General features: G+C 64.0%; 9 protein-coding genes. 5 read left to right on the top strand and 4 right to left on the bottom strand.

Annotation, left to right across the window (positions count from 1 at the left end):
• Positions 1-105: 105 nt before the first annotated feature.
• The gene (locus tag EO245_RS03935) at positions 106-825 is read left to right on the top strand and encodes a DUF4956 domain-containing protein (RefSeq protein WP_164931256.1); all 720 of its coding nucleotides are present in this window, start codon (positions 106-108) and stop codon (positions 823-825) included.
• On the opposite strand, the gene EO245_RS03940 is transcribed toward EO245_RS03935, so the two are convergent.
• From EO245_RS03940 to EO245_RS03950, 3 genes are read right to left on the bottom strand one after another with little or no spacing between them, the layout of a single operon-like run.
• The gene (locus EO245_RS03940; RefSeq protein WP_128891708.1) at positions 822-1871 is read right to left on the bottom strand and encodes a hypothetical protein; all 1050 of its coding nucleotides are present in this window, start codon (positions 1869-1871) and stop codon (positions 822-824) included. The two genes, EO245_RS03935 and EO245_RS03940, sit on opposite strands and share 4 nt — an antisense overlap.
• Positions 1868-3007 (bottom strand): metallophosphoesterase, encoded by a 1140-nt coding sequence (locus EO245_RS03945; RefSeq protein ID WP_128891709.1) that lies wholly within the window; start codon positions 3005-3007, stop codon positions 1868-1870. Before EO245_RS03945 ends, EO245_RS03940 begins: the two co-directional genes overlap by 4 nt.
• A gap of 3 nt (positions 3008-3010) precedes the next feature.
• Positions 3011-4042 (bottom strand): 50S ribosomal protein L11 methyltransferase, encoded by a 1032-nt coding sequence (locus EO245_RS03950; RefSeq protein ID WP_128891710.1) that lies wholly within the window; start codon positions 4040-4042, stop codon positions 3011-3013.
• Between the two features lie 335 nt (positions 4043-4377).
• Here EO245_RS03950 and rpoB point away from each other — a divergent pair, with 335 nt between their 5' ends.
• From rpoB to EO245_RS03970, 4 genes are all read left to right on the top strand, one after another.
• Positions 4378-8556, top strand: a complete 4179-nt coding sequence (gene rpoB, locus EO245_RS03955) for a DNA-directed RNA polymerase subunit beta (protein WP_128891711.1) — start codon at positions 4378-4380, stop codon at positions 8554-8556.
• A gap of 60 nt (positions 8557-8616) precedes the next feature.
• Positions 8617-12954, top strand: a complete 4338-nt coding sequence (gene rpoC, locus EO245_RS03960; RefSeq protein WP_128891712.1) for a DNA-directed RNA polymerase subunit beta' — start codon at positions 8617-8619, stop codon at positions 12952-12954.
• A gap of 96 nt (positions 12955-13050) precedes the next feature.
• Positions 13051-14409, top strand: coding sequence for a glutamate--tRNA ligase (gene gltX / locus EO245_RS03965; RefSeq protein WP_128891713.1), 1359 nt, complete (start codon positions 13051-13053; stop codon positions 14407-14409).
• A gap of 269 nt (positions 14410-14678) precedes the next feature.
• Entirely contained in the window at positions 14679-15578 is a 900-nt protein-coding gene (locus EO245_RS03970) for an OmpA family protein (RefSeq protein ID WP_128891714.1), read from the top strand.
• A gap of 64 nt (positions 15579-15642) precedes the next feature.
• Here EO245_RS03970 and pyk read toward each other — a convergent pair whose 3' ends face one another.
• The gene (gene pyk, locus EO245_RS03975) at positions 15643-17112 is read right to left on the bottom strand and encodes a pyruvate kinase (protein WP_199798677.1); all 1470 of its coding nucleotides are present in this window, start codon (positions 17110-17112) and stop codon (positions 15643-15645) included.
• Positions 17113-17124: the final 12 nt, after the last annotated feature.

Below are 17124 nucleotides of genomic sequence, written 5' to 3' on the forward strand. Positions count from 1 at the left end.
CGGCCGGTGGAGGTTTGGTCCGGCGGCCGAATGCGCCTATAAGTGGCTCTACCAAGGGCGAAAGCCGCATATCCGGGGGGAATGCTTGGGAATGAGAGCCGCGCTTTGAGGGTTGGATCTCTCTTCGTCAGACTGACGGTGTTCTACGGGCTCGTGACCGGGCTCGTGGTGCTTGCGGTGACCGTGCGGCCCGAACTGACCGGCTTCCTGCCGATCGGCGGGGCACAGACCCTCTTGTCCGGCCCGTCGCCGACCGAACCGCTGCCCAGCATCCAGATCGGTGCCAACAGCGTCGCGAACCTGCGCGGCTCCATATTATGGCTGTTCATCGCCGTTGCCGGTGCGTTGCTGACCACGCTGCCGGTCACCTGGACCTACATCTCCAGCCGCAATCGCAAGGAATACGACCAGGCGCTGGTCGAGACGATGATCGTGCTGCCGATCGCGGTGACCTCGATCGTGGTCATGGTGCACAATTCGCTCGCGCTGGCTTTCTCGCTGGCCGGGATCGTCGGCGGGGTCCGCTTCCGCAACACGCTCAAGAGCTCGGGCGATGCGATCTATATCCTGCTCGCCATCGGCATCGGGCTGGCAGCCGGGATCGGTGCGCTCGAAATTGCGCTCGTGATGACGGTGATGTTCAACTACGCCTTCACCCTCCTGTGGGTCGCCGACTACGGCGCGCTATCGGGCGCGCACCGCTACCTGCGCCCCAACCATGCCGAGGATCCGGCCGAGCCGGGAAAAGACGGCGAACCGCCGGTCGACGAGCATGAGCAATCGGGCGAGGGGGCGAGCAGCGGGCAGGGCGACCGCCCGGCCTAGCGACACTTGTCGTAGATGTTGCGCTTCACCGATCTCTCGTCGGCCACGCTTTTGTAATAGCCGTCGAGATAGCGCAGCATGTCCTCGCGCGTGCGCTGCTCGAGGCCGGGGATCGCGCGGATTTCCGCCTCGAATTGCGGACGCAGCCGCCGCAGCCGCTCGATCTCTCCGGGCACCAGAGAATTGAGCGAGCAGAACCCGCGATAGACCCGCGTCCTGACCGAATTCGTGCCCAGCGCGGCATTGGGATAGGCATAGGGCGCATCGACCATGCCCGAATTGTCGAAATCGTAGGGGACAGGCGTCAGGTCGCGCCGCGCGCTCTTGCTTTCGCCGAGCAGTTTGGAGTTGTGGCAGCAGTCCGTCGGGTCCGGCCCGACGACCATCGCCCAGTCGGTATTGCCGATCATGTACTGGAACATGGCGAAGCGCGCCGCCGCCTCGCGGTTGAGCAGGTTCGAGCCGATATTGCCGATGTCGACTTCCTTGACCCCCAGCCTGCGCGCCGCATCGTCGGCGTCCTCGATCAGGAAACCCGGCCGCGCGGCGACGACATCGCCATCGTCGAGATAGGTCACCTGCGCGAGGCGGACCTTGAGGCTCTCCGGCGTGACGACCGAATAGAGCCGGTACATCGCATATTCGCGCAGCACGTACTGGTCGTATTTCTCGCGGGTGCTGCAATGGGTGACAAGCTTGATGCCGCCCTGTTTGTGGAACAGCGATGTCTCGGCAGGCTTGGCGGAGAATTCGATCCGCAGCGGGGGGAACTTGCAGTTCTCGCCCTTGCGGCGCGATTTCCCGCGCGCCGACAGGCTGATCGCATGGCTCTCGCCCGCCGCCTGCAGCCTCGCCGGATGCGGGTCCATCGAGCGTTCGGCGCGGTTGACGATCGTCTTGATCGGGCCGGTCAGCGTGATGTTGAGCCGCTCATCCGATGCAAAGAGCGGCGTGACCTTTTCCTTCGCGGAACTCTCATCGCTCTGTGCCGATGCCCCGCTGCCAGCGAGCAGAAGCAGTCCGAGTGCTGCTGCAATACGCTTCATTCGTTCGCACCTTCGCTCGCGACCGGACCCAGCGGCAGCGGCTTGCTGGTCCACTCCCCGTCGACACCTCTTTGGTGCGCGAAGGCCTTGCCGCCGAGCAGGACGAGGAAACTCGCCGGCCCGCCGTAATGGGCGGCAATCCCGGTATCGGCTCTGATCAGCCGTCCGCCGGAGCTGGCAACGATCCCCTCGATCGAAGGCGTGTGGCCAACGACCAGGCGGCTGGCACCATGATAGGCGAGGACCTGGTCGAGCTCTTCGGCGACCGATGGCCGCGTGGGAGGCGTAGGGACCTCCTCGCCGATTTGAGAGGCGACCTGGTTGCGCGGTTCGCGGAAGATATTGCCGCGATACCAGAGCGGCCCGAGCGTATCCTCGGTCGGGTGGCGGTTCTCGACCATCTCGCCGTCGATCGCTGCCGATACCGACGCATTGATCTCGCCGAGCGGGCGCAGCGCCCGTTCGACGCTCAAGCCGCCATGGACGAAGAGCGTATCGCCGAGCTGGACCACGGCCGGCAGGCTGCGCGCCCACTCGCCGAGCTCGCCGTCGGCAGACCACGCCTTGCGGTGGTTGATCGAGCCGAGCGGGGTATTCGCGTACCACCGCGCCTTGGCTTCTTCGGGGGTCAGGGGCGGGTCCTGCGCTGCGTAGAAAGCGACGATGGATTTCTCGTTCGCATCCCAAACGAGGTCGCGGCGGCGCTTGGAATTGCGGTCCTTGAGCGCCTCGAACTCGCCGGGGTGGACATAGCGCAGGTCGCCGATCGCATTCATCGCCTCGTGATTGCCGAGCAGCACTATGACCTGCCCGCCATCGTCCGGCGCATCGCGCTGGAGCTTCTGCAAATCATGGATGATCTTGAGCGAATCCGGACCCCGGTCGGTCACGTCGCCGAGCTGGACCAGTACCGTATCCCCGCCGACCCACTTGCCGTGACCGTCGACGATCCCGGCCGCCTGCGCGATTTCACGCCACGCTTCGAAGTCGCCATGCAAATCGCCGACAGCGACGATCCGGCGCGCGTCGTCCTGCGCGCTGGCGAAGGTCGAGAATGTCAGGACGAAGGCTGCGGCGAGCAGGGCCAATAAGGCGCGGAGGCGGGCCAGCGGCCCCGCGGTCCGCGCTTCGCTCACGACTCACTCTTCCCAATGCACCACATGCTCATCGCTATACCAGTTTTTGACGGTAATTGCCTCTCCCGCCTCGGTTTCGCGCCGGGCAATCGGTGTCACGCGGTTGAGCCAGCTGATGCCGGCGGCGGACCCCGGCGGGTTGGCATAGGTTACGCCGGGGAGGAATTTGAGTGCGAACCACTGGGCGATGGCACTGACTTCGCCGCCGGTGCTCGTAAGTTCGACCTGAGATTTCGCGCTCAGCGGCGGGTCCTCATGCGCGGTCCAGCGAAATTCGAAAGCGCTCGCCGCCTCGCTCCGCAATTCGAGCTTGGGATTATTGCTGCGGATGGTCTGCACCGGTGCGAAATGCCGCGCGAAGGGCGAGAGATCGAAACCTTCGACCGACCCGAGCGGAGGGTGGATCGCGGGGAGACTGGCGAGGGCGATCTCGATGCTCGCTTCCTCCGGGATGAAGATAGCGTCGTTCGTGACCAGCTCGGCGCGCGCATGGGCAAGGGCGGTCAGGACGCCTTCGCTCAGCAGATTGTCGGAGAAGATTTCCGAAACGACGCAATCGACCCCGCCGCCAAGGTCGCGTTGGCGATCGAGCTGGAAGGACGGGCGGTCGATCACCGTGATCCGGTCGGACAGGCCATTGAGCGCGATGATCTTGCGGGCGGTGGCAGCAAGGCGCGGGTCCTGTTCGCAGGCGATCACCGACGCCGCACCCGCGCGCGCCGCCATCATGGCCAGCAGGCCCGACCCGGTGCCGATATCCAGCACGCGCCTGCCCGGCACCAGCGCCTCGATCGCCGAGCGATAGGCCCGGTTGCGCTGCGCATCCTCGAGCATACTCGCATGAAAGCGAGGGACGCGGTGTGTCTCGATGATGCGGCAGACCTGCTCGATCAATGCGTCGCCCTGGTTCGCTGCCCGGGCACGTTCGACCAGTTGCAGCGCCATCGCCTTGCTGCCCTGCGCCAGCAGTTCATTGCCATGCGCCAGCAACCGGGCCGGGTCGCCCAGGATCGTCGAGTTTGTCCCATTCCCCATGGGAGCGTCTTGGCAAAAGCGCACGCCCAAAGCCACCGCCAAAACGCGCGGTCAGGCCGCCTTGTGCTAGCGTTTGACAAGCGCGGGTCCAAATCCTACATGCCCGTCCGACCGCACGCTTCGAGCAAGGCTGATTCATGCGCGGGAATCGGCCACAGGATGGAAGCGGCGTTTCCATATTCGCGACGCTTTGAATAGCTGCAGCAGCATCGGGGAACCGGTGCGTCTTCGCTGCGGCCTTTTCGCGTCTTTGGATATGGCGTCCACCGTGCAGGACAGCAAATCCCGTCGATCCCGCACCGGGGCGACACAGATAAAGAGGCACTAAACCTCCTATGGCGACCAAGGCGAAAGCAACCGCGAAGGCTCCGGCCCGCGGCACCGCGAAAAAGCGCATCCGCAAGATTTTCGGCGACATCCACGAAGTCGTCGACATGCCCAACCTCATCGAGGTCCAGCGCGAGAGCTACGAACAGTTCCTGCGCTCGAACAAGGAGATCGACTACGTCTCCGGCCTCGAGAAGACGCTGCGCTCGGTTTTCCCGATCCGCGACTTCGCCGGCACCGCCGAGCTCGACTTCGTGCATTACGAACTCGAACCGCCGAAGTACGACACCACCGAATGCCGCCAGCGCGGCATCACCTACGCGGCCCCGATGAAGGTCACGCTGCGCCTGATCGTCTTCGAAGTCGACCAGGAAACCGAAACCCGCTCCGTCCTCGATATCAAGGAGCAGGACGTCTACATGGGCGACATGCCGCTCATGACCGGGAACGGCACCTTCATCATCAACGGCACCGAGCGTGTCATCGTCTCGCAGATGCACCGTTCGCCGGGTGTCCTGTTCGACCATGACCGCGGCAAGACCCACTCCTCGGGCAAACTGCTGTTCGCTGCCCGCGTCATTCCCTACCGCGGTTCGTGGCTCGACTTCGAGTTCGACGCGAAGGACATCGTCAACGTGCGTATCGACCGCAAGCGCAAGCTACCGGTTACCTCGCTGCTGTTCGCCCTCGGCCTCGACGCCGAGGACATCCTCCACCACTTCTACCAGACGGTCGAGTGGGAACGCGCCAAGGACGGCTGGAAAATTCCGTTCGTTGCCGAACAGTGGCGCGGCCAGAAGCCGGCATTCGCACTGGTCGATGCCAAGACCGGCGAGGAAGTGTTCGAAGCCGGCCAGAAGATCAGCCCGCGTGCCGCCAACAAGGCTGCCAAGGATGGCCTCAAGACGCTGCTGCTGCCGACCGAGGAAGTCTTCGGCCGCTATGCCGCGCGCGACATGATCGACGAGAAGACCGGCCGCATCTACATTGAGGCGGGCGACGAAGTGTCGCCGGACAACCTCGAAGTTCTCGACGGCGCGGGCATCGACAAGCTCGAACTGCTCGATATCGACCACGTCAACACCGGCCCGTGGATCCGCAACACGCTTGCGGTCGACAAGGCCGAGAACCGCGACGAGGGCCTGGAAGCGATCTACAAGGTCATGCGTCCGGGCGAACCGCCGACCAAGGAAACCGCCGAAGCGCTGTTCGAAGGCCTGTTCTTCGATAGCGAGCGCTACGACCTGTCGGCAGTCGGCCGCGTGAAGCTCAACATGCGTCTCGGCCTCGATGCCGAAGACACCGTGACCACGCTGCGCAAGGAAGACATCCTCGCCGTGGTCAAGGAAATGGTCGACCTCAAGGACGGCAAGGGCGAAGTCGACGACATCGACAACCTCGGCAACCGCCGTGTCCGCTCGGTCGGCGAGCTGCTGGAAAACCAGTACCGCGTCGGCCTGCTGCGCATGGAGCGCGCGGTGAAGGAACGCATGAGCTCGGTCGACGTCTCGACCGTCATGCCGAACGACCTGATCAACGCGAAGCCGGCCGTCGCTGCCGTGCGCGAGTTCTTCGGTTCCTCGCAGCTCTCGCAGTTCATGGACCAGACCAACCCGCTGTCGGAAGTCACCCACAAGCGCCGCGTCTCGGCGCTTGGCCCGGGCGGTCTTACCCGTGAGCGCGCAGGCTTCGAAGTCCGCGACGTCCACCCGACGCACTATGGCCGTATCTGCCCGATCGAGACGCCGGAAGGCCCGAACATCGGTCTGATCAACTCGCTCTCCACCTTCGCCCGCGTCAACAAGTACGGCTTCATCGAAACGCCGTACCGCAAGGTCGAAGGCGGCAAGGTGACCGGCGAGGTCGTCTACCTGTCCGCAATGGAAGAGCAGAAGCACGCGGTCGCGCAGGCTTCGGCAGAACTCAACGACGACGGTTCGTTCGTCGAGGAAATGGTCTCGGCCCGCCAGGAAGGCGAGTTCGTGATGCTGCCGAACGACCAGATCACACTGATGGACGTTTCGCCCAAGCAGCTGGTCTCGGTCGCCGCATCGCTCATTCCGTTCCTGGAAAACGATGACGCGAACCGCGCACTGATGGGCTCGAACATGCAGCGCCAGGCCGTGCCGCTCGTGAAGGCGGAAGCGCCGTGGGTCGGCACCGGCATGGAAGAAACCGTTGCGCGCGATTCCGGCGCGGCGATTTCGGCCACGCGCGGCGGTATCGTCGACCAGGTCGACGCGACCCGTATCGTGATCCGCGCGCAGGGCGACGTCGAACCCGGCCAGTCGGGCGTCGACATCTACCGCCTGCAGAAGTTCCAGCGTTCGAACCAGAACACCTGCGTCAACCAGCGTCCGCTGGTGAAGGTCGGCGACATCGTCGAAGCAGGCGACATCATCGCCGACGGTCCTTCGACCGATCTCGGCGAACTGGCGCTGGGCAAGAACAGCCTCGTCGCGTTCATGCCGTGGAACGGCTACAACTACGAGGACTCGATCCTGATCTCCGAACGCATCGTGAAGGACGACGTCTTCACCTCGATCCACATCGAGGAATTCGAGGTCATGGCCCGCGACACCAAGCTGGGTCCGGAAGACATCACCCGCGACATCCCGAACGTCGGCGAGGAAGCGCTGCGCAACCTCGACGAAGCGGGCATCGTCTACATCGGCGCCGAAGTGCACCCGGGTGACATCCTCGTCGGCAAGATCACGCCGAAGGGCGAAAGCCCGATGACGCCGGAAGAAAAGCTCCTGCGCGCCATCTTCGGTGAAAAGGCCAGCGACGTGCGCGACACCTCGCTCCGCCTGCCGCCGGGCGTTGCCGGCACGATCGTCGAAGTCCGTGTCTTCAACCGCCACGGTATCGAGATCGACGACCGTACCCGTGCGATCCAGAACGAGGAAATCGAACGCCTCAAGCAGGACGCGCAGGACGAACGCGCGATCCTCAACCGTGCGACCTACAACCGCCTGCGCGACATGCTCGTCGGCCAGACCGCTTCGGCAGCGCCCAAGGGCGTCAAGAAGGGCACCAAGATCGACGAGGAACTGCTCGAAGGCATCGAGAAGCACGAGTGGTTCAAGTTCGCCGTCGCGGACGACAACCGCCAGGCGCAGATCGAAGCGGTGAAGTCGCAGTACGACGAAGCCGTGAAGGGCATCGACGAGAAGTTCGAAGACCGTAAGGAAAAGCTCGAACGCGGCGACGAACTCGCCCCGGGCGTGCTCAAGATGGTCAAGGTCTTCGTCGCGGTGAAGCGCAAGCTGCAGCCGGGCGACAAGATGGCCGGCCGTCACGGTAACAAGGGCGTCATCTCGCGCATCCTGCCGGTCGAGGACATGCCGTTCCTCGCCGACGGTACGCCGGTCGACATCGTCCTCAACCCGCTGGGCGTGCCTTCGCGCATGAACGTCGGGCAGATCTTCGAGACCCACCTCGGCATGGCCGCGCGCGGGCTCGGTCACCAGATCAAGGACGCGCTGGAAGACTGGCGGGCGAAGAACCCGGATGCCAAGCCGGGCAAGCCGCCGGCGGTGCTCGTGGACAAGCTCAAGGAAGTCTACGGCGACCGCTACGAGGACGAGATCGAAGCGCGCTCGAGCGACGAGATCTTCGAACTCGCCGGCAACCTCACCGCGGGCGTCCCGATGGGTACCCCGGTGTTCGACGGCGCACGCGAAGGCGACGTGACGGTCCAGCTCGAAAAGGCTGGTCTCGACGCGGACGGCCAGTCGGTCCTCTACGATGGCCGCACCGGCGAAGCTTTCGACCGCAAGGTGACCGTGGGCATCATCTACATGCTCAAGCTGCACCACCTCGTCGACGACAAGATCCACGCGCGTTCGATCGGCCCGTACTCGCTCGTCACCCAGCAGCCGCTGGGCGGTAAGGCGCAGTTCGGCGGCCAGCGCTTCGGTGAGATGGAGGTCTGGGCACTCCAGGCCTACGGTGCAGCCTACACGCTGCAGGAAATGCTCACCGTGAAGTCGGACGATGTGATCGGCCGTACCAAGGTCTACGAAGCGATCGTCAAGGGCGACGACACCTTCGAAGCGGGCATTCCGGAGAGCTTCAACGTTCTCGTGAAGGAAATGCGCAGCCTTGGCCTCAATGTCGAACTTCGCTCGCTAAGCGACGACGACGAGGACGACGATCCGGCGATGCAGATCGCGGCGGAATAGGGGAGCTACGCGCTCCCCACCGCTTCCGCCCGAGAGAATTCACCCGACAGGGAATAAGTCATGAACGAACTGACCAAATTCACCAACCAGCTGGCCAAGCCGGAAACCTTCGACCAGATCCAGATCGGCATCGCTTCGCCTGAGCGCATCCGTTCGTGGTCGTTCGGCGAGATCAAGAAGCCGGAAACGATCAACTACCGTACGTTCAAGCCCGAGCGCGACGGCCTGTTCTGTGCGCGCATCTTCGGTCCGGTGAAGGACTACGAATGCCTGTGCGGCAAGTACAAGCGCATGAAGTACAAGGGCGTCGTCTGCGAGAAGTGCGGCGTCGAAGTCACCGTGACCAAGGTCCGCCGCGAGCGCATGGGCCACATCGAGCTCGCCGCTCCGGTCGCGCACATCTGGTTCCTCAAGTCGCTGCCCTCGCGCATCGGCCTGCTGCTCGACATGCAGCTCAAGCAGCTTGAGCGTATCCTCTACTTCGAGAGCTATGTCGTCACCGAGCCGGGCCTCACGCCGTTGGAGAAGTTCCAGCTGCTGACCGAGGACGAACTGCTCGAAGCGCAGGACGAATACGGCGAAGACGCTTTCAGCGCCGGCATCGGTGCCGAAGCGGTCAAGATGATGCTGATGGATCTCGACCTCGAGCAGGAGCGTGAAGACCTCCTCGAAGAGCTCGCGACCACCAAGTCGGCGCTCAAGCCGAAGAAGATCATCAAGCGCCTCAAGGTCGTCGAGAGCTTCATCGAATCCGGCAACCGTCCGGAATGGATGATCCTCGAAGTCGTGCCGGTCATCCCGCCGGAACTGCGCCCGCTCGTCCCGCTGGACGGCGGCCGTTTCGCGACTTCGGATCTCAACGATCTCTATCGCCGCGTAATCAACCGCAACAACCGCCTCAAGCGCCTGATCGAGCTGCGTGCGCCGGACATCATCGTCCGCAACGAGAAGCGCATGCTGCAGGAATCGGTCGACGCGCTGTTCGACAACGGTCGCCGCGGCCGCGTCATCACCGGCGCGAACAAGCGTCCGCTCAAGTCGCTGTCCGACATGCTCAAGGGCAAGCAGGGCCGCTTCCGCCAGAACCTGCTCGGTAAGCGCGTCGACTATTCGGGCCGTTCGGTCATCGTGACCGGTCCGGAACTCAAGCTGCACCAGTGCGGCCTGCCGAAGAAGATGGCGCTCGAGCTGTTCAAGCCGTTCATCTACGCCCGCCTCGACGCCAAGGGCCTGAGCATGACGCTCAAGCAGGCGAAGAAGTGGGTCGAGAAGGAACGCAAGGAAGTCTGGGACATCCTCGACGAAGTCATTCGCGAGCACCCGGTCCTCCTGAACCGCGCACCGACGCTCCACCGTCTCGGCATCCAGGCTTTCGAGCCCGTGCTGATCGAGGGCAAGGCGATCCAGCTGCACCCGCTCGTCTGTTCGGCCTTCAACGCCGACTTCGACGGTGACCAGATGGCAGTCCACGTGCCGCTTTCGCTGGAAGCCCAGCTCGAAGCGCGCGTGCTGATGATGTCGACCAACAACATCCTCTCGCCCGCCAACGGCAAGCCGATCATCGTTCCTTCGCAGGACATGGTCCTCGGCCTCTATTACCTGTCGATGGAACGCCAGGAAAAGACGCCCGAGTTCCTCGAGAACGAGGATGGCTCGAAGGAAGAAAAGCTGCCGCGCTTCGCCGACATGGCCGAAGTGCACCAGGCGCTCGAAACCAAGGCCGTCACGCTGCACACCAAGATCATCGCCCGCGTTCCGCAGGCCGATGAAGACGGCAAGATCGTGATGAAGCGCTTCGTCACGACGCCGGGTCGCATGCTGATCGGCGAATGCCTGCCGAAGAGCCACAAGGTTCCCTTCGACATCGTCAACCGCCTTCTGACCAAGAAGGACATCGGCGACGTGATCGACGAAGTGTACCGTCACACCGGCCAGAAGGACACGGTGCTGTTCGCCGACGCCATCATGGTGCTGGGCTTCCGACACGCGTTCAAGGCGGGCATCTCGTTCGGCAAGGACGACATGATCATCCCGCACGAGAAGGACAAGCTGGTCGAAGAGACCAAGGCGCTCGTCTCGGACTACGAACAGCAGTACCAGGACGGCCTGATCACCCAGCAGGAAAAATACAACAAGGTGATCGACGCTTGGAGCCGTTGCGGCGACCAGGTGGCCGACGCGATGATGGAGAAGATCAAGTCGCAGCCGATCGACAAGGACGGCAAGGAAGCGCAGATCAACTCGATCTACATGATGAGCCACTCGGGCGCGCGTGGTAGCCCCGCGCAGATGAAGCAGCTCGCCGGTATGCGCGGCCTCATGGCCAAGCCGTCGGGCGAGATCATCGAACAGCCGATCATCTCGAACTTCAAGGAAGGCCTGACCGTCCTTGAGTACTTCAACTCGACCCACGGCGCTCGTAAGGGCCTCGCGGATACGGCGCTCAAGACGGCGAACTCGGGTTACCTGACCCGTCGTCTGGTCGACGTTTCGCAGGACTGCGTGATCGTCGAGGAAGACTGCAAGACCGACAACGCGCTCGAAATGCGTGCCATCGTCCAGGGCGGTAGCGTGATCGCTTCGCTCGGCGAGCGCATCCTCGGCCGCACGGTCGCCGAAGACATCGTGAACGCCGCCACCGGCGACGTGATCGTCAAGGCCGGCACGATGGTCGACGAAGCGATGGTCAAGGACATCGAGGCTGCCGAAGTGCAGCAGACCAAGATCCGTTCGCCGCTCGTCTGCGAAGCGGAGCAGGGCGTCTGCGCCAAGTGCTACGGCCGTGACCTCGCTCGCGGTACGCCGGTCAACATCGGCGAGGCTGTCGGCGTTATCGCTGCACAGTCGATCGGTGAGCCTGGCACGCAGCTTACGATGCGTACCTTCCACATCGGCGGTGCGGCACAGCTCAACGAAACGAGCCACCTCGAAGCCATTTCGGACGGTAAGGTCGCCTATCGCGACATGCCGACCATCGTGGACAAGAAGGGCCGCATCCTGAGCCTTGCACGCAACGGCGAACTCGCGGTCATCGACGCCGAAGGGCGCGAGCGCGAAATCCACAAGGTGCCTTACGGTACCGTCCTGATGCACAAGGACGGTGCCAAGGTGAAGGAAGGCGATCGCCTTGCCGAGTGGGACCCGTTCTCGCTACCGATCATCACCGAGCAGTCGGGTACGGTGAAGTTCCAGGACCTCGTCGAGGGCACCACCCTCGAAGAACGCGTCGACGATGCCACCGGTATCGCCCAGCGCGTGGTCACGGAAAACCGCGCCACCGGCCGCAAGAAGAAGGAAGAGCTGCGTCCGCGCCTCACCCTTCTCGGTGAAGGCCAGACCGACGACGGCGAAACCGAAGCGCAGCGCTACATGCTCGCTCCGGGCACGACGCTCTCGGTCGAGGACGGCCAGCACGTCGAAGCCGGTGACATTCTTGCCCGTGCCTCGCGCGAAGCCGCCAAGACGCGCGACATCACCGGTGGTCTGCCGCGTGTTGCCGAGCTGTTCGAAGCGCGTATTCCGAAAGACAATGCGATCATCGCCAAGATTTCGGGCAAGATCGAATTCGTTCGCGAATACAAGGCGAAGCGCAAGATCGCGATCGTTCCCGAGGAAGGTGATGCAGTCGAGTACCTGATCCCCAAGACCAAGGTGATCGACGTGCAGGAAGGCGACTTCGTGAAGAAGGGCGACACGCTCATCTCCGGTTCGCCCAACCCGCACGACATCCTGGAAGTCCTGGGCGTCGAGGCACTCGCCGAGTATCTCGTCAACGAGATCCAGGAAGTCTACCGACTGCAGGGTGTGAAGATCAACGACAAGCACATCGAGGTGATCGTTCGCCAGATGCTGCAGAAGGTCGAGATCACCGACGGTGGCGACACCGTGCTGCTGCCGGGCGAACAGGCCGACCTGGAAGAAATGAACGAAGAGAACGCCAAGCTCGGCCGCAACAAGAAGCCTGCGCAGGGTACGCCTATCCTGCTCGGCATCACCAAGGCCTCGCTGCAGACCCGCTCGTTCATCTCGGCCGCCTCGTTCCAGGAAACCACGCGCGTCCTCACGCAGGCCGCCGTGGAAGGCAAGAAGGACACGCTGATCGGTCTCAAGGAGAACGTGATCGTGGGCCGTCTCATCCCCGCCGGTACCGGCGCGGGAATGAACCGCATGCGCGTCACCGCCTCGAGCCGCGACGCCGCCCTTCGCGCCCAGTGGAAGAAGCAGCAGGAAGCGCTGATCGCTGCCAACACGGCAGAGGAAGAGCACGCAGCCGAACTCGCCCAGGGCGAAGAAGCTGCGATCGGCGACGATCCGCTGGCGAAGGTCGAGGGTGAAACCCACGGCACCGACGCCGATGCAGGCGAATACCTGAACGAAGACGCGAAGGACGGCGAATAAGCCCCTCCTTCCAGCGTAATCGCGCAAATCGAAAGGCCCCGCCGGAGCGCTCCGGCGGGGCTTTTTCTTGTCCCGCTATCGGGCTAACGGGACGCCATGGTAATTACCCGTTTCGCCCCTTCGCCGACCGGCCGGCTGCATGTCGGCAATATCCGCACCGCGCTCCACAACTGGATGCTCGCGCGGAAGAGCGGCGGCAATTTCCTGCTACGGATCGACGACACGGATGCAGAGCGTTCGAAAGAGGAATATGTCGAGGCGATCCGTGCCGATCTCGCCTGGCTCGGCCTGACGCCCGACGGCGAGGAGCGCCAGTCGGAGCGGCTGGATAAATACGAAGCGGCGTTCGAGGCGCTCAAGGCTGCGGGCCGTGTCTATCCGGCTTATGAGACGGCGCAGGAATTGGAGGTCAAACGCAAGATCCAGCTCGGGCGCGGGCTACCGCCGATCTACGATCGCGGGGCGCTCAAGCTGACCGATGCGGAGCGTGCGGCGAAGGAAGCGGAAGGCATCGCGCCGCACTGGCGCTTCAAGCTCGACCATGACGAGCCGATCGCGTGGGAAGACGGCGTGCGAGGGAGCCAGAAGTTCGATCCCGCGCAGCTTTCCGATCCGGTCGTGCGCCGGGCCGACGGATCGTGGCTCTACATGCTGCCGAGCGCCGTGGACGACGTTGACATGGGCGTCACGCACGTCCTTCGCGGCGAGGATCACGTCTCGAACACAGCCGTACAAATCCAGATATTTACCGCACTAAATGCTGCAGGATTTGCTGCAGCAAGAAGTGCAGCAAAAACCCATCCCGATTTCGCGCATGAGGCGCTGCTCGTCGGCAAGGAAGGCAAGCTGTCGAAGCGCCTCGGCTCGCTCGGCTGCGATGCATTTCGCGACCAGGGGCTCGAGCCCATGGCGATCATATCGCTGCTCGCGCGGCTGGGTACCTCGCAGCCGGTTGAGCCCTTCCTTGACGTCGCGCCGTTGGTCGAGAGCTTCGACCTTTCCACCTTCGGGCGCGCCCCGGCCAAGTTCGACGAGGCCGAACTGCTGCGGCTCAATACCGCGATCGTCCACCAGCTGCCGTTCGAGGCGGTGCGCGGTTTCGTGCCCGAAGGCTTCACCGAAGCTGCCTGGCATGCGATCCGCCCGAATCTCGAAAAAGCGAGCGAGGTCGTCGAGTGGTGGCAGATCGTCACCGGACCGATCGAGCAGCCCGAATTTACGGACGAGGACAAGGTCTATCTCGCGCAAGCCGCGGGTGCGCTTAGCTGGGGCGACGATCCGTGGCACGCGCTCACAGGGGCGCTGAAGGAGAGCACCGGGCGCAAGGGCAAGGCGCTGTTCCTGCCGCTGCGCCAGGCGCTCACCGGCATGAACCACGGCCCCGATATGGGCGAGCTCCTGCCGCTGATCGGCGAGGAAGAGGCGCGCTCCAGGCTCGCAAAAGCGGCGGAATAGCGCGCTTTCGACAGGTTTCAGATAACGGTTCATCGCACCGACGGCTCGAAATAACCGTTCGGGCGGGAATGTTGTCAAAAACGTTCATGTGTTAGACAGGACGCCTCGACGAACGGGAAATCCATGGCGTTCGGGTCGCGTCCACACGCCGTATAGCTATCACAGCGAACAAAATGGATTTCCGTCAGCCGGACGCGTCTTTGCAGGCGTGGCCGGATGAAAGGCCACGAGTTTGGCAGCCGGTTGGCGAGATTTGAAGGAGAAGACTTATGAATTTCGTTTCCAGGAAGTCGGGCAGCCTTGCGGCTCTCGCCCTGCTCGCGCTTGCCGCGCCGGGCGTGGCTACCGCGCAGCAGAGCGCGCCCGAAGGCGACGTTATGACCACCGTTTACGGCCAGGCTCCGGCCGACCTTGCTGGCCTGCCCGAAGGTCCGGAGATCGAAGGCCAGATCATCGCGCGTGCGGGCAACCGCATGGAAGTGCTCGGCACCGACGGCGTGCGCACCATGATCACCCTGTCGCAGGCGACCGACATCAAGGCGAGCGGCGGCTTCCTCGGCCTCGGCCGTACCGCGCTCGATGAAGGTTCGCTGCTCAACGGCCTGCCGGTGACGGTCGAGACCGTGCAGTGGGGCGACGGCCTCATCGCCAGCGAAGTCCGCCTGCGCGGCAAGGACCTCAAGGTCGCATCGATGATCCGCAGCGGCACCTCGCAGCGTTTCGAGCAGCAGGGTGCTGCAATCGAAGAGAACGCTGCCGCCACCGAGGCCCTGCGTGGCCGCATGGGCGACATCGACAAGTACAACATCAAGGGTACGACCAACGTCTACTTCGACACCGGCAAGTGGAACCTGTCGGACGACGCGCGCCAGAACCTCTGCCGTGCGGCGAGCGAAGCCGAAGCGATGGACAACGCCCTGCTGCTCGTCGTCGGCTACACCGACTCGGTTGGCAGCCAGGACTACAACCAGGTCCTGAGCGAGCGCCGTGCAGGCCGCGTGGTCAACTTCCTCCAGCAGGAATGCGGCTGGAAGCCGTGGCGCATGCTGACCCCGACGGGCATGGCGGAAGCCGATCCGGCGGCGGACAACACGACCGCTTACGGCAAGGCGCAGAACCGCCGCGTTGCAGTCAACATCCTCGTCTCCAAGAGCGTCGACGGGATGTAAGTCGGGAAAACGACTTTTCTGATCGGGAAGGGCGGGCCGGCGGGCTCGCCCTTTCTTTTTGGGCTCAGCCGCGGTGCTTTTCGAGCTCGTCGCCCGCCAGCGTCACGACATGCAGCAGGTTCGTGCTGCCCGGCGTTCCGAATGGCACGCCGGCAAGCGCGATGAGCTTGCTGCCCGCCTTGCCGAAGCGGTGGCGCAGCGTCATGCGCTTGCCCTTGGCGATCATCTCTTCGAAGCTGCCGATGTCCTTCGTCGCGACTGCATGCGCGCCCCACAGCAGGGCGAGGCGGCGGGCGGTCTTCATCGAGGGCGTGAGGACCAGCATCGGCACGCTCGGGCGTTCGCGCGCGACGCGCCGCGCAGTCGAGCCGCTGCCGGTGAAGACGGTGATCGCGCTGATCGGAACGGTATCCGCGATGGTCATACAGGCATGGCTGAGCGCATCGGCGGTCGTCGAATCCGGCGGCGTGTCGAGCAGGCGGACCCGCTCGATATAAGCCTCGTCCTGCTCTACCTGGGCGGCGATCTTGTCCATGATCGTGACCGCTTCCTCGGGCCAGTCGCCCGCAGCGGTCTCGGCCGAGAGCATGACCGCATCGGCCCCGTCGTACACCGCATTGGCGACGTCGGAGACCTCCGCGCGCGTCGGGGCGGGGCTCTCGATCATGCTTTCGAGCATCTGCGTCGCGACGATCACCGGTTTGCCCATGAGGCGCGTCTTGTTGACGATGAGCTTCTGGAGCGGCGGGACCTCCTGCGGCTCCAGCTCGACGCCGAGGTCGCCGCGCGCGACCATCACGCCGTCGGCCATCTCGATGATCTCGTCGAGACGGCGCACCGCCATCGGTTTCTCGATCTTGGCGCACAGCGCGCCGCGGCCGCCCATCAGCTTGCGCGCTTCGGCAAGGTCTTCGGGGCGCTGGACGAAGGAGAGGCCGATCCAGTCGGCGCCGTTCTCCATCGCGAAGGCGAGGTCCTTGCGGTCCTTGTCGGTCAGCGCCGGGATCGGCACTTCGGCATCGGGGATGTTGACGCCCTTGCGGTCGGAGATGACCCCGCCGACTTCCGCCGAACACAGGATCTTCTCGTCGTCCGCCTCGATCACGCGCAGGCGAATCTTGCCGTCGTTGATCAGCAGGCGCTGGCCCTTTTCGAGCAGGCCGAACAGCTCGGGATGCGGCAGTTCGACGCGGGTCTCGTCGCCCGGTTCGGGATTGCGGTCGAGCGTGAAGTGGCCCGAGTGGCGGATGACCGCCTTGCCGTCCTTGAACTTGCCGACCCTCAGCTTCGGCCCCTGCAGGTCGCAGAAGATCGCGATCGGCCGGTGGAATTCCTTTTCGAGGTCGCGGATCGCCTTCATCGTCTGGGCGTGGATCGCGTGTTCGCCATGGCTCATGTTGACGCGGAATGCATCGACGCCGGCGCGGAACAGCTTGCGGAGCATCTCCGGTTCGCGACTGGCCGGGCCGGTGGTGGCGAGAATCTTGACCTTGCGACCGCGCGGGTCGAGCTTGGCGTGATCGGGCTGTGACATGGCAGGCAGCTA

The organism is Erythrobacter sp. HKB08, assembly GCF_004114695.1.
Taxonomy (GTDB): Bacteria; Pseudomonadota; Alphaproteobacteria; order Sphingomonadales; family Sphingomonadaceae; genus Parerythrobacter_A.